11 protein-coding genes are annotated in these 14,028 nt (G+C 64.9%); 5 read left to right on the top strand and 6 right to left on the bottom strand.

Annotated elements, in window-relative coordinates; translation table 11 throughout:
* Positions 1 to 123: 123 nt before the first annotated feature.
* On the bottom strand, positions 124 to 2,922 hold the full coding sequence (gene galA / locus OTER_RS05000; RefSeq protein ID WP_012373818.1) for a beta-galactosidase GalA: 2,799 nt from the start codon (positions 2,920 to 2,922) through the stop codon (positions 124 to 126).
* 212 nt (positions 2,923 to 3,134) lie between these two features.
* Between galA and OTER_RS05005 the strand changes: the two genes are divergently transcribed.
* Entirely contained in the window at positions 3,135 to 4,403 is a 1,269-nt protein-coding gene (locus OTER_RS05005) for a hypothetical protein (protein WP_012373819.1), read from the top strand.
* Between the two features lies 1 nt (position 4,404).
* Here OTER_RS05005 and OTER_RS05010 read toward each other — a convergent pair whose 3' ends face one another.
* The 4 genes from OTER_RS05010 to OTER_RS05025 form a co-directional block, all read right to left on the bottom strand.
* Complete coding sequence (locus OTER_RS05010) at positions 4,405 to 4,680, bottom strand: hypothetical protein (RefSeq protein WP_012373820.1); 276 nt, start codon at positions 4,678 to 4,680, stop codon at positions 4,405 to 4,407.
* Entirely contained in the window at positions 4,655 to 5,815 is a 1,161-nt protein-coding gene (locus OTER_RS05015; protein ID WP_012373821.1) for a Fic family protein, read from the bottom strand. The genes OTER_RS05010 and OTER_RS05015 overlap by 26 nt, the downstream gene beginning before the upstream one ends.
* A gap of 171 nt (positions 5,816 to 5,986) precedes the next feature.
* Positions 5,987 to 6,661 carry a class I SAM-dependent methyltransferase gene (locus OTER_RS05020; protein ID WP_012373822.1) on the bottom strand — a complete coding sequence of 225 codons (675 nt, stop codon included), beginning with the start codon at positions 6,659 to 6,661 and terminating at the stop codon, positions 5,987 to 5,989.
* Positions 6,658 to 7,023 (bottom strand): hypothetical protein, encoded by a 366-nt coding sequence (locus OTER_RS05025; RefSeq protein ID WP_012373823.1) that lies wholly within the window; start codon positions 7,021 to 7,023, stop codon positions 6,658 to 6,660. Before OTER_RS05025 ends, OTER_RS05020 begins: the two co-directional genes overlap by 4 nt.
* Before the next feature lie 410 nt (positions 7,024 to 7,433).
* On the opposite strand from OTER_RS05025, the gene OTER_RS05030 reads away from it, so the two are divergent.
* Positions 7,434 to 8,357: a DMT family transporter gene (locus tag OTER_RS05030; protein ID WP_012373824.1), complete on the top strand. Its 924-nt coding sequence runs from the start codon at positions 7,434 to 7,436 to the stop codon at positions 8,355 to 8,357.
* Between the two features lie 182 nt (positions 8,358 to 8,539).
* Positions 8,540 to 10,348, top strand: a complete 1,809-nt coding sequence (locus tag OTER_RS05035; RefSeq protein WP_012373825.1) for a SpoIIE family protein phosphatase — start codon at positions 8,540 to 8,542, stop codon at positions 10,346 to 10,348.
* A 207-nt stretch (positions 10,349 to 10,555) separates the two neighbouring features.
* Here OTER_RS05035 and OTER_RS05040 read toward each other — a convergent pair whose 3' ends face one another.
* Entirely contained in the window at positions 10,556 to 12,085 is a 1,530-nt protein-coding gene (locus tag OTER_RS05040) for a glycine--tRNA ligase (RefSeq protein WP_012373826.1), read from the bottom strand.
* A 332-nt stretch (positions 12,086 to 12,417) separates the two neighbouring features.
* Here OTER_RS05040 and OTER_RS05045 point away from each other — a divergent pair, with 332 nt between their 5' ends.
* Together OTER_RS05045 and OTER_RS23725 are read left to right on the top strand one after the other, a co-directional pair.
* On the top strand, positions 12,418 to 12,882 hold the full coding sequence (locus OTER_RS05045) for a PA2169 family four-helix-bundle protein (protein ID WP_012373827.1): 465 nt from the start codon (positions 12,418 to 12,420) through the stop codon (positions 12,880 to 12,882).
* 279 nt (positions 12,883 to 13,161) lie between these two features.
* Positions 13,162 to 13,944: an energy transducer TonB gene (locus OTER_RS23725; protein ID WP_012373828.1), complete on the top strand. Its 783-nt coding sequence runs from the start codon at positions 13,162 to 13,164 to the stop codon at positions 13,942 to 13,944.
* Positions 13,945 to 14,028: the final 84 nt, after the last annotated feature.

A 14,028-nucleotide genomic window follows, 5' to 3' on the forward strand; every position in this document is an offset into this window, starting at 1 on the left:
CGGCACGTTGATTTTGCGGCGAACGAATCCGGCCGCGACGAGGGCGTCGCGGCTCCATCGCCGGGCTCATCCTCCTTCGCTGAAGCTACGGAGGACAAGGCGAGCCCGGCTACAACAGCGAAGTCACCGGCTCGTCAGTTCGACGCTGGCGCTCTTCAATCCGTCGCTCGTCGCGACGAGCTCAATCGCGCCCGGCTCGCCGGTGGTCTGAACGATGACTTGAGCGAGTCCGTTGAACGTCGAGCGCTGCCAGGCGGGCGCGGGCGTGACGATGCGCAGCGTGGCCGGCCAAAGCTGCTTCAGGCTGTCGCGCGTGCCCCAGTCTTCGTAGCGGGTCGCTTCGATCCGGAGCACGTTGCCGGTCGGCCGCAGGGTGTCCGCGGCGAGCGGCAGCTCGATCTTCGCCTGGGCGGGCGCGGCGTCGCGAACCAGCGGCTCACCGTTCAACGTGGCGGTTTGGTTCGTCCCGAGCGCATTCAACAGGAGCGTCATCGTCTCGCCTGCGCCGAGCGCGGGGCGATCAAACGTCGCTTCGAACACATTCTGGCCCGTCTTCACCGAACCGTCGGGCGCGTTCCACTCGCCGAGATTAATCCCGCGCACACTCGCGACAAACTGGTCGGGCTCGTGCGACGACGGATCGCCGTTGCCGACGCCAATGATCCGGCCGGGTCCGCGCAGCGTGAACGTCACGGGCACATTTCCCGTCGGCACGAGCCGTGCCTCGGCATCGCGGGCTTCGACCGTGATCACCGCGACATCGCGGCTGTCGGCGCGCAGTTCCCGGCGATCGGCCGACAGCGCGAGCGCGACCGGGGCGCCGGTGGTTTCAACCGTCGTAGTAGCGATTTCCTTGCCGTCGCGGAAACCGCGCGCGAGCAGTGTGCCGGGCGTGTAGTTGACCGCCCACGCCAGATGGCCGTTCGGCTCCATGGTTTTTCGGCCGAGTGACGCACCGTTGAGGAAGAGCTCGACCTCCCCGCAGTTGCTGTGGACGCGCACCTCGAGCGGTTGACCCTCGCGACCGGCCCAATTCCAGTGCGGGAACACGTGCAGCACCGGCTCAGTCGTCCACCACGATTTCAGGTAGTAAAAGCTGTCTTTCGGAAAACCGCAGGTGTCGAGGATGCCGAACTGCGAGGCGATCGCCGGATAGCCGAACGGCGTGGGTTCACCGCGATAGTCGAATCCCGTCCAGTAGAACAGCCCGGCGGCCCACGGCCGGGCGACGTAGTAGCGCCAGCCGAATTCGCAGTTACCGCCGGACGAGCCGTCCTCGAGTGGTGCGAGATGCGCCCGCTCGCGATCGGTGAAATAGATTCCGCGCGTCTGCTGCGTCGTCGTTTCTTCGGTGCCGACGATGATCTGCTCGGGGTACTCCGCGTGTTGTTTGTCCACATTTGCCTGCCGGACGTAGTTGACGCCCGCGACTTCGACGGTGCTCGAGATGCCGCCCCAGCCGCCGCTGATCGCAACGGTGGTGCGGCGCGTCGGATCGAGCCGGTGCGCGAAATCCTGCATCGGCACGGTGATCCGCGCGCCCTTGATGTTGCCTTCGATGCCCCATTCCTCGTTGCCGAGCGACCAGAGGATGATGCTCGGGTGATTGCGCGCGCGCCGGATCATTCGCTCGAGCTGGCCGAGGTGGTAAGGATTGATGCCCATCAACCGGTTTTCCTCGATGACGAGCATGCCGAGGCGATCACAGGCATCGAGCAACTCGGGGGTCGAAGGATTGTGCGAAGCGCGATAGGCGTTGCTGCCCATTTCCTTCAAGCGGCGAATCCTGAATTCCTGTAACGTATCTGGAATCGCCGCGCCGACCCCGGCGTGGTCCTGGTGATTGTTGGTGCCCTTCAGCACGACGCGCTGCCCGTTCAGGAAAAATCCCCGGTTCGGATCGAACCGGATCGTGCGAATGCCAAACGGGGTTTCGTAGCGATCGACGATGGCGTTGGCCTGACGGATCGTGGTCACGACGCGGTGCATCGTCGGCGACTCGAGAGACCAGAGCTGTGGGGCGTTGACGCGAAGCGAATCGCGATGCACGCCAACGCCGCCGGGCGCGACGGCCGGCGCCGCGGCGCTGGAACGGGCGAGCGACTTGCCGTCGGGGCCGAAGATTTCCTGCTCGAGCGTGTAGTCAGCGGGCGCGCGGCCGGCGTTGTTCACGCGCGTCTCGATCGTGACGGTGGCGAACTTCGGCGAAACGTCGGTACGGACCCATGTGCCATCGAGCGCGACGTGAAGCGGCGCGGTCTTCACCAACCAAACGTGCCGGTAGATCCCGGCGCCTTCATAGAACCAACCCTCCTCCATCGACGCGTCGACCCGCACGGCGATGACGTTGTCGCCGCCGTAGTTCAGATATTCGGAAACGTCGTAGCTCGCACCGAGGTAGCCGCTCGGCTCCTCGCCGACAAAAAACCCATTCACGAACACACGCGCGGCGCGAAAGACGCCGTCGAAATCCAGCCGGATTCGCCGGCCGAGATCTGACTCGGGCACGTGGAAGCTGCGACGATACCAGCCCACGCTGCGCTCCGGGAAACGCGGGCCGACCGCCTTGTAGCCGTGGCTGTGACTGCCGCGCGGATCGAACGGCACTTCGACGGCCCAGTCGTGCGGCAGGTCGAGCTGGCGCCACGTGCGGTCGTCGAACGCCGGACTCGCGGCACCGTCCCCGAAACCGGTTTTGGCGAGATAGGAAAAGTAGCCGGTGCCGTGACCGAAGTCGCGCGCGGGATCCGTGGCGTGACCGAGTGCGAACCGCCAGCCGGCGTCGAGGAGGATTCGCTCGCGGCCGGCGGCCGGAACTGCGGCGGCCGCAGCGAGGGAGTGAGGCAGGACCAGGAGGGCGGTGAGCAAAACCGCGCAGGAGAGCAAGGGTGCGAGGCACCGCGGGAGCACGGGGTGTTTCATGCAGTGAAAACCCAAACCCGCGCGGCATGAAAGATCGAGAGCGATGTGTGCGGGCGGTGGCGCGAGCGTCTCGCCCGTGATGGACACGGCGCGCTCACACCAGGCCGGGCGCCGGGTAACACTTCACCCGGGCGAGATGCCCGTGCCGCCATCGCCGCGCGCAGGACACGCTGCGGTGTTGCACGGCGGAGGATCGTGACGATGCTGAGTGCATGGCCTGGCGGATCGATGAGTCCGTGATACGTGGCGAGATTGACAATCGCACGCGCGGCCGCGTCACCGGTCGAATCTGGTTCGTCGGACGCGCGGAGCCAGTCGAGCTCGATCTGGCGGGCAACGCCTGGCGCGATCTCGCCGGACGACGGCTGGAGTTTGTCAACCCAACCCCGAAGGCCGATCCGCACCTTGTGGGTTTGGCCGTCCGGCAATCGGGCGTGATCGGCGATTGCACGGCCTCGCGGAAGGTGAAGGTGCCGGACATCCCGATGGATCAGATCGGCGAATACTACGCGGCGAAGAAACCGTGGACCTGGCATTGGGGCAACAGCCTTTACCTGGAGTGGTTCAGCGCGACGAATGGACGCGTGGTGATCGAGAGTGTGAGCTTCCAGCTTACGATCGCGCCGGAGATCGCATGGGAAATGACCGCGGCCGAGGAAGAGCAGCAGCGTCGCGCCAACGCGGAGGCGATGAGCGGATTCATGGAGAAACTCGACGCCGCGCTGTCCGCAGATCCGGCGGTCCCTGATGACGCAGCGACGGAGGCATCGCATGCGGCCGATTCCGGCGCGACGGAGGCAGAGTTGGACTCAGAGCGCCCGCTCAGCGAAGCCGAGGCGGAGCAGATGCACGAGGAGAGCGAGCGGCTCGTCGACCGGATTCAGGCTCGGCTCGAGCGGGAGGGCGACGAGGCGGATTTTGCGCAGATCATCCGTGAAGAATTGGAACGCCGGCGGCGCGAGCGGGGCGAAGCGCCGCCGACGGCCGAGGATGAGGCGCAGCGGGCGGAATGGCTCGACGAAATGAACCGGGCCTCTGAAGCGCTGGAGTACGATGCGGACTCCGCCCCCGGGCCGAGACCGGAGCACAGGCACCCCGTGGCTGAGCAGGCGTATGCATTGACCGTGCGCTTGATGCAGGAACCGGATGCGCGGGGCTGGATCCCCGCGGAAGCCGGTGAGGAGTATCCGCTGGTGGACCTGGCAGTGGCGACGTCGAAGGCGAGCGCCAAGCTGGCCGGTGCGCTCAACGGCGAAGACTGGCCGCCGCCGGTGGATTTTTGCGCGACGCACCTGGTGCGGCTGAAGCGGGCCCGCGGCTATTTCGACGATGCGCTGCTCGCGGCCGAGTGTTGCCTGCAGCAGCAACTCGGCGATCCCGCGTGGATCCAGCAGGTGCAGCGCGAGCTCACGTCGCTCGCGCACGCGTGCGACGCGCTGATCGGCGAACTGCGCGCCTTGCTCGAACGCGGGTTCGACTGAATCAAGGTGAATTGCCGCCTTCGGTATCGACCGCGTTACCCAAGATCGGCTCGTGTCGAATCACTCGCACGAGCTGTTCCATCCACGATACCAGTGCAGGATCGAGCGAGTCCTTAGAAATGTAGGGTGCGATGCGTCGTGCCATCTGCGGCTTCGATTGGTCGTAGTAGTTGGCGCGAGGCCACGTCTTCTGCAGCGCTTTCTTCAGCGATGTCTCGAGATGATCGACACTGCCAAACCGAATGGCGGGTTCAGGCGGGCGACTCGGTGCCTTCATTGAGCGCACGGAGGTATTCGGCGTAGCTGAAGACGCGATTCCGACGGTAGCCGGTCATCTCCCGCACGATTCCGAGTTCAGTGAGGACACGCATCGCAGCATTGGCGGTGGGTGCTGTGAATCCGAAGTTCGCGGTGAGCCGAGCCACCGTCAGCACCGGGTGTTTTTGCATCACGTCGTGCAGCCGGATCGCCGATCCCGCTTTTCGCCCGAGCGTGTGAAGCTTGGCTCGGTCGGTCTGGAAAAGTTGCAGTAGGCGTCCGGCCGTTTCCGCGGCTTGGGTCGCAGTTTCCTCCACGCCGTGGAAAAAGAAATCGAGCCACGGTTCCCAATCTCCACGCGTCCGCACCCGCTGCAGCAGATCGTAGTAGACCGATCGATGTTGCTTGAGAAACAAGCTGAGATAGAGCAGCGGCTGTGCGAGCACGCCGTCGTGGCACAGCAGCAGCGTGATGAGCAACCGGCCCGTCCGGCCATTGCCATCGAGGAATGGGTGAATGGTTTCGAACTGGACGTGAGCCAGTCCTGCGCGCGTGAGCGCCGGAACGGTGTCTTCGTGAAAAAACTTTTCGAGCGCGCCCATGCACTCGACGACTTGGTCCGGCGGCGGCGGCACGAAGAGAGCATTGCCGGGCCGCGATCCGCCGATCCAGTTCTGCGAAGTGCGAAATTCTCCAGGCTGCTTCTCGCTTCCGCGTCCTTTCGCCAGCATCACCCCATGCACTTCCTTGACCAGCCGCAGAGACAGCGGAAAGCCGTCTCGTAATCGGCGCAGCCCGTGTTCCATCGCCAAGACGTAGTTCGAGACCTCCTGCACGTCGTCCAGCGGCACTCCGGGCGCCGCGTCATTTTCGAACAGCAGCAACTCGGAAAGGGACGACTGAGTCCCTTCGATTTGCGACGAAAGCACCGCTTCCTTCCGTACGTAGGAGTACAAAAACATCTGCGGCTCGGGTAGAAGACCAGTCACCCCGGCGAGTTTCCCCAAAGCCACACTAGCGCGTTCGGCCATGCGGCTGAGTGAGGGCGTCCACTCCACCGGAGGATTCGGCGGCAGGGGGTTGGGCGTAAACGCAAAGCAGCGCTCGCCCACGAACGATACCGGCACCTGATAGCCTGTGGGTCCGCGCTCCATGACAACAACTTAGGGCGCAGGCTTAAATATGGGGAATGCTTATTTAAGCAAACTCGTTCTAGCTTTAATAGACGAGGAGGGCTATTTAAGTGAGAAGCCTAAACCTCTGATGGTAAGTTTTGTGAAATGGCTTCGGGCCAATTCCAAGCCGCCGCTGAGGTCCGCAGCAGCTTAACCGTGCTCCATCTTCCGTTCCCAGAGGTCCGAATGCAGCAAGCCCCACTCGAAGGTTCGACGGCCGGCAAGGGAGAAGCCGTGCGCGCGCAGCAGCGGATCGGGCACGGTGACGCGGCGTGCGCGAACCTGCGTCACACGCCGGAAGAATGCATACATCATCCAGTGAATCACCCGGGCGCGTTGGCGCCCCCAGCCCTGCGCGGGCACGGTGAAATCCGAGAGCACCCAGTACGCCCGCGGTCGCGCAGCCCGGGCCAGTCCGGCGACGACCTGCACGAGTTCGCGCGGCGGGAAACAATCCAGGAAAAAATGCGTCACGATCACGTCGAACGCGCCCGCAGGCGGCTGCCAGTTCGGTAGCGCGGCGTGGACGAACTCGAGCCGGTCGGGATTCGGCACCGTCGGAAGCGCGCGCGCCCGGGCCCGAGCCAGCATTCCGGCGCTCGCGTCGACGCTCGCGATTTCGGCCGCGGGAAAGCGATTCGCACACGCCTGCAGAAAATGGCCGTGGCCGACGCCGGCAATCAGCCAGCGTGCCGCGCCAGGCTGACGGTCGCGGCAACGCGCGGCGAGTTCATCGAGCCAAGCCGTCCGCGTGCGCTGAAGCCGACGGCCGGCGAGCACGCGTTCCATCCAGGTGTAGTGCGGCGCCAGTCGATCGAAACTCATCCCAGTCCGACCTGCCACCAAGTGCCGGCGAAGAGCGCGCCGATGGAATAAGCCGCCAAGTCGCGCCAGTCGGCGATGCTGTGCGCGGAAAGATGAGGCACGATCGCCTCGGCCATGATGCCCCACGCGGCGAGGTGCAGCGCGATTTCGCCCCACCGCGGGGGCCGGTCGTCGGTGCGCAACCCGAGTCGCCGTTGCAGCCACAAGATAAGCGGAAGCCCAGCCGGGATCAGCAGCAGGTCATTGAAATAACCTTGGAGAAACGCTCCGCCGGCGTAGTCGCGAAGCCAGAGCCGGTTCAGCAGATAGAGGACGCAGGCGGCAACGCAGAGCGGGTCGAGCAGATAGCCGAATCGCTTCACAACAACGCGGCGATCAGCAGCCCGGAGCCCAGCGCGAGCAACAGCCGCAGCACGAACGGAGGCAGGAACGAGAACGGAGAAGGCATGCGCGACTATGGAGGCACTTCCGCCTGCGCGCAAATAGCCGATGCGCCGGCGCGACGAGGAAAATCAGCGGTGGGCCAGAGTCTCCTGACAGCACGTTGTCACCTGACGGTGTTAGGTTGCCTCATGAAGACCCCCCGACTGCACTTTTCCGCTCACCAAGTCTTCCGCCGCCCGCGTCAACGTCCTCGTCTCGCCGCCGGGGTTGCAGGTCGCTGGGAGCGTTTTGTTCCGGTGTGCTTCCCGAATTTTGGCATGGCTGCACGGTGGCTGCGCCGAATTGGGACGTGCCTTCTGGCGAAGAGTGAATTGGCTGCGAACGCACGATGAACAATCTGGGGCTCTATCTCGCGTCGGTGCTCATCTGGGGCTCCACCTGGCTGGCAATCACGTTTCAGCTGGGACGCGTGCCGCCCGAGGTGTCGGTCGCGTACCGCTTCGCGCTGGCGAGCGCGATCCTGTTCGGCTGGTGCTTGCTGCGGCGGCTGCGGCTTCGCTACTCGTGGCGGGATCACGGCTGGATGGCGCTGCAAGGCGCGCTGCTGTTCGGCGTCAACTACGTCCTGGTTTACCTGGCCGAAGGGGAGATCAGCTCGGGACTGGTCGCCCTCATCTTTTCGCTGCTGGTGTTCATGAACATCGCGGCGACGCGGGTGTTTTTCGGCACGCCGCTGCGACCGGCGACGTTGATTGCGGCGGTGTTGGGTATTACCGGCGTGGTGCTGGTGCTGCTGCCGGAGCTCGGGCACGACGCGAGTCGCGGCGACGCAGTACTCGGCGCGGTGTTCGCGATCGCTTCGACGATTTCCGCCTCGCTCGGCAACATCGTGTCCGCGCGCAACCAGCGTCACGGGCTGCCGGTAATTCAGGTGAACACCTACGGCATGCTCTACGGCGCCGCGTTCGTCGGGCTGTATGCGCTGCTGGCCGGACGGCCGTTCGTTTTCGAGGCGACCTTCGCCTATGTCGCTTCACTCGGCTATCTGGCGCTGTTCGGATCGGTGCTCGCGTTCGGGGCGTATCTTACGCTCGTCGGTCGGATCGGCGCGGATCGCGCGGGCTACACCGGGGCGACGATTCCGATCGTGGCGGTATTGCTTTCGACCCTGTTCGAAGGTCTGCAGTGGCATCTCGTCACGTTCGCGGGCATCGCGCTGTGCCTGGCGGGAAATGTTTTGGTGCTACGAAAGAAGGCGGCCGCGGCGCCGACGCCGCAGCCGGCGGCGGAACTGCAGGAGCGAGCCGCCTGAGCCGGACCGCACGGCGAAGCCGCGCAGCTACGGGAGCAGCGGGTCGTCGCGAGGCGGCGCGCCGACGCGGTGGACTCGAGCCGGCGCACTTGCACCGGGCGCGGGGCTGAATTCTATTTCCGCCATGGCACCGGACTCCAGCCGTCCGTGTCGATCACGCGGCTTTCAACCCCGAGGACTCCATGGCGAAACTCACGGTGCTGGTGGTGGATGACGAGGAGCTGATCCTGCATGTGCTGCTGCGCTTTTTTCGCCGGCGCGGCGACCGTTGCGACGTGGCGCCCGGCGGAGCGGAGGCGCTGCGGCTGGTCGAGGCTCAACGCTACGACCTGGTCATCTCGGACATCGCGATGCCGGAGATGAACGGCCTCGAGTTGATCCGCCGCGTGAAGGAGCGGCAGCCGGACGCCGTTTGCATCCTGATGTCCGGGCTTGGTACGCGCGGGGACATCATCGAGGCGTTGAAGATCGGGGTGTTCGATTTCATCGACAAACCCATCCCGGATCTCGCGGCGTTGACGATGGTGATCGACCGGGCGGCGGAGAGCGGCCGGCTGGTCCGCGAGCGCAACGCGCTGCTGGAGAACCTGCGCGAACAAAACACCAAGCTCGAATACAGCCTGCTGCGGCTGCACGAGGCGTTTGCCCAGCTGCACCAGCAGGAGGCGGTGCTGGAGTCGGACCTGCAGAAGGCGCAGCGCGTGCAACGCACGTTTTTGCCGGCGGGATTTCCGCGCGTGGCGAACTTCGATTTCTTCGGCTACTACGCACCGTGCGACCAGTTGGGCGGCGATTTCTTTGGTACGCTGGCGCTGGCGGATGGCCGGATGGCGCTTTACCTGGTCGACGTCGCCGGTCACGGCGTGAGCGCGGCGATGATCACGGTGACGTTTCGTGAGTTGATGCGCGCGGGCCATCGCTCGACGGGACAGGACGCGCTGTTTGGAGAACCGGCTCGCGTGTTGCGCACCATGAACGAGGCGCTGATCGCGGAGCATTTCGATCCGCCGATCTATGTTTCGATGATCTACGCCGTGATCGATCCGGGTTCGGGGGAGGTGAACGTGGCCGCCGCCGGTCATCCGCCGCCGATTCTGGTGGCGCGCGGAGGCGCGGCCGGGGATGTCGAAGTCGGCGGAACCGTGCTCGGCACACCGGCCGTGACCGACTACCGGGCCAAGCGACTGCTGCTCGGGCCGGGCGACGCGCTGCTGTTTTATTCGGACGGGCTTTCGGAAATGCGGAGCCCGCAGGGCCGCGAGTTGTCCGCCGACCAGCTGCGTGAGATCATGGCGCGGCAACACGCGCAGCCGGCGCGCACGATCGGCGCCGAGGTGGAGCGACGGTTTCTGGAACACCTCGAGGGCGCGGCTTCAACGGATGACATCACGTTCCTGGTGGTCGCGCGCACCGCCGCAGCGGTCGAGCCGACGGTGCGCCGGCCGGACGAGATCATTCCGGACTCGGTAAAGATCGTGATGCCCGAGAAGTTGCGGCGGGTGTCCGGCGGCGCGCGGGGCCAGATCCACGCCGGTTTCCGCGGGCGAACCTGCATCGTGCAGTTCCGCGGTTTGACCACCTGGCAACTGGCGCCCGCGTTGCGGGAAATGCTCCAAGCGGCGAAGGCCCGGGCCGAGCCACCGGTGTGCATCGATCTCGATGGCTGTGAGGCGCTGGATTCGACGATGCTCGGACTGCTCCTGCAGCAAAGCGCCGATCTCATGCTGCACCAACCGAATCCGCGGGTGCTGGGCCAGCTCCACGAGATGGGCGTGCTGCACTTGTTTAAAATCAGTCACGACCCGTGTCCGCAGCCGCAGGTCGCGATGGCGATCACGCCCGCTGAATCCAAGCAGGCGTGCTCCGACCTGATCCTGTCGGCGCACGAGGCGTTGATGGAGGCCTCGGCGAGAAACCGGGAGAAGTTCAGGGACGTCGTCGAATCGTTACGTCAGGAAAACGCCGCCGCGGTGCATGCGCCGCCGAAGTAAATTCGAAGCACGAAGTCCGGAATTAGAAATAGATCCGGAGTTCGAAATGGCTTGTAAGGTGGAGCCCGCCATCCCGGCGGGCTGAGTTGGTTGCGGCTCGGTTTCAAGCATGCCGGGACGGCAGGCTCCACCGAATGGGAGCGGGCGAGACGCCCGCGCTCCCCAGGCGAACAGGCTCTCAGCTCTGGGCTCTTAGCTCTCGACTCGTCAGTACACCTTTTCGTCCAGCAAGGCGAAGAGCTCGGCTTCGGTGATCCGGCTTTGCTTCATGCTGTCGCGTTCGCGGAGCGTGAACGTGTCACCGGGCTTCTCGATCGTGTCGAAGTCGATCGTGACGCACCACGGCGTGCCGATCTCGTCCTGCCGGCGATAGCGCCGGCCGATCGCGCCGCCGTCGTCGTAGAACGCCGCGTACTTCCGCTTCAGTTTCGCGTAGAGGGCCTTGGCGCGCTGCGTGAGCTGCTCCTTGTTCTTGAGCAGCGGCAGCACGGCCACCTTCACCGGCGCGATGCGCGGCGAAAGCTTTAGGACGATGCGCTTCTCCATCTTGCCCTTCTCGTCCGGAGCCTCGTCTTCGGTGTAGGCCGCGCAAAGCACGGCGAGGAAGATGCGGTCAACGCCGACGGCGGGCTCGATCACGTGCGGCACGAAGCGCTTCTTCGACGGCTCGTCGAAATATTCCTGTGACTTGCCGGACGCCTGCGCGTGCTGGTTGAGGTCGTAGTTGCCGCGGGCGGCGATGCCCCAGAGCTCCTGCACGCCGAAAGGATACTTGAACATGATGTCCACCGTGCCTTTCGAGTAGAACGCGAGCTTTTCCTTCGGATGCGAGAAGAACGACAGGTGCGACTCGGGCAGCCCGATCGAGATCAGCCAATTCCTGCACCAGTCGATCCACTCCTGGTGGCACTTGGCCCAGTCGGCGTCCTCGTGGATGAAGTATTCCATCTCCATCTGCTCGAACTCGCGCGAACGGAAGATGAAGTTGCGCGGCGTGATTTCGTTGCGGAAGGACTTGCCGATTTGCGCGATGCCGAACGGCAGCTTCACGCGACCGGTGTCGACGACGTTCTTGAAATCGACGAACATGCCCTGCGCCGTCTCGGGCCGCAGGTAAGCGACCGCCGAGGAATCGCGCATCGGGCCTACGTAGGTCTCGAACATCATGTTGAACGCACGCGGCGGCGTCAGGCTGCCCGGTTCGCCGGTGGCGGGCGAGGGGATCAGTGCGATCTCTTCGGGCTTCGCTTCGGTCATGTCCTTGGCGACGACGGGCGCGAGCTGGCCTTGGATCGCCTTCTTGCGCTTGAAGTTCTCGGCGGCCGCCTGGAGTTCGCCCGTGGTGTTCTCGCTCTCGAGGGCGGAAACGTAGCCGACGGTTTTGTCGTCCACCACGACCGGCGCGAAGAAGAGCTGATCGGCGCGAAAGCGCTGCTTGCTCACCTTGCAGTCGATGAGCGGATCGGTGAAGCCGGCGACGTGACCCGAGGCCTCCCAGACCTTCGGGTGCATGATGATCGACGACTCGAGGCCGACGACGTCATCGCGGCGGCGGACCATGTCGTTCCACCAGCAGTCGCGGATGTTCTTCTTCAACTCGACGCCGAGCGGGCCGTAGTCGAAGAAACCGTTGAGTCCGCCGTAGATCTCGGACGACTGAAACACGAACCCGCGGCGCTTCGCGAGCGCGACGAGGTTGTCCATGGTGGTTTCGGCGGAGGCAGGTTTCTCGGACATAAGGTGGTCAGAGATGGCGAGTGGTTTCGCAGGGGTCAATTGCGGGGTTTGGCGTGGCACGGGCATCTTGCCCGTGAAGCGAGTGCTTATGTGGCTACGACTGCGGCGCGGCGCGCTCCACGGGCGGGACGCCCGTGCCACCCGCCCCGATCGTGTTTCCGTGCAACGTGCGCGGGTGCGGTGCAGTCCGCATGCATCGCGCACGGTCGGAGCGACGAGGCCAAACCGACTAAGCTGTTACGATGAACCACTTAGTTTCGGCGCGGAAGCGTGGCATGGATTAGGCAAAGGCATCGGCCCGGCCTACACCCGAACTCTCAACCGGTCTCCCCATGAAATTCGCGAACGAAAAAAATATCAGCGTGCTCAACAATCTCATCGAGACGTGCAAGGACGGCGCGCAAGGTTACGCCCGGGCCGCCCACGAGGCCAAGGATCCCGAACTCGCGCGCGTGTTCTCGGACTACGCCACCCAGCGCCATCAATATATCGCCGAGCTGCAGCAGAGCGTGCGCGCAGTCGGCGGCGATCCCGAAAAGCATAGTTCGATCGCCGGCTCGCTGCACCGCGGCTGGATCAATTTGAAATCCGCTCTCTCCTCCAACGAGCCTCATGCCGTGCTGGCGGAATGCGAACGCGGCGAAGACGCCGCCGTGCAAAACTACCGCACGGCGCTCACCGAGGCCGAACTCGACCTGACGACGCGCGCCCTCATCCAACGGCAGGCCGCCGGGGTGAAGGAGGCGCATGATCGGATCAAACAACTTCGGGATAGCGTCACCTATGCGCAAAAGTAGTGCGCCGGACCCAGACGCCAGGACCCCCAGGTAAACACCAAAACGCCGCGCTGGCCCCCTTTCGCCAGCGCGGCGTTTTTGCGCAGAGACGAGGCTAAGCCGCCCCCGCACGTATTCGGCAAGAGAGAGATCGGGCGTGGCGTCCGACGCGGCCAACCAACCCAGGCAGCGGAATACGAGGGTGCGGGCATTCGTCGGATGTCACCCTAATCGGGTACATTCTGCGGCGCGTGTTTTTCATCGTCATCGCCGGTGCCGCTGCGCAACGTCAGCGCGCGTATGAAGATTTTCCCGCGCTACTCCCTTCTCATCCCGCTGCTGACGGCCAGCGCCGTTTGGACTGCGGCCGCGGAACCGGCCGGCACTCCGCCGGCGGCCGCGGCGAAGCATGGCTATACCGTGATGGTCGAGGTCAAGGTGAACGATAAAGGCGAGACCGAGAGTGTCCGGCTGGTTGACACCGACGACAAATCCGTCGGCGACATCTTGAGCAAGATGGCGCTGGCGATGGCGCTGAAGACCGACCTGCCGGCCCGGCAAAAGGACGGGAAGCCGATCAAATACACGGCGCGGCTGCCGTTCTTCTTTCCCATCGAGGGCGATGAAGGGCCCGAGGCCAACCTGGCGCCAAAGCCGATGGGCAAGGGGAAGTTCACGATGCCGCTGTATCCGCGCTCGCTGCTGGAGCAGGGGGTCGTAGGCGGCGTGATCTTCGAGCTGCGCGTCGACGAGCAGGGCCGGCTCGCGCAACTGAACACGCTGCGCGCGTCGCATCCGGAGTTCGAAGCGGCGGCGCGCGAGGTCGTGCAGAAATGGGAATTTCAACCGGCGCAAAAAGACGGGCAGCCGGTCGCCAGCCGCTGGAATCTCGCGGTGGCGTTCGAGACCGCGGACCATATGGCCGATCTGAAATGGCGTGTCCCGCCGCGGCCAAGTTTCGGCACGCTCATCATCCTGCCCGAATCCGACGCGATGACGCCCGCGACACCGGAAACCGCGCCGACTGCGGGCGAGGCGCCCGCTGCGGCGCCCACGCCGCCCGGCACCGAGCCGGCGAAGTAAACAACGAGCACGTCAGGTGGAGCCCGCCGTCCCCGGCGGGCTTTTTCTTTTTGTAGGGCGGAGTCTTCTGACCCCGCCCTGCAT

The sequence above is a fragment of the Opitutus terrae PB90-1 genome, from assembly GCF_000019965.1.
In the GTDB taxonomy this organism is placed as follows: domain Bacteria; phylum Verrucomicrobiota; class Verrucomicrobiia; order Opitutales; family Opitutaceae; genus Opitutus; species Opitutus terrae.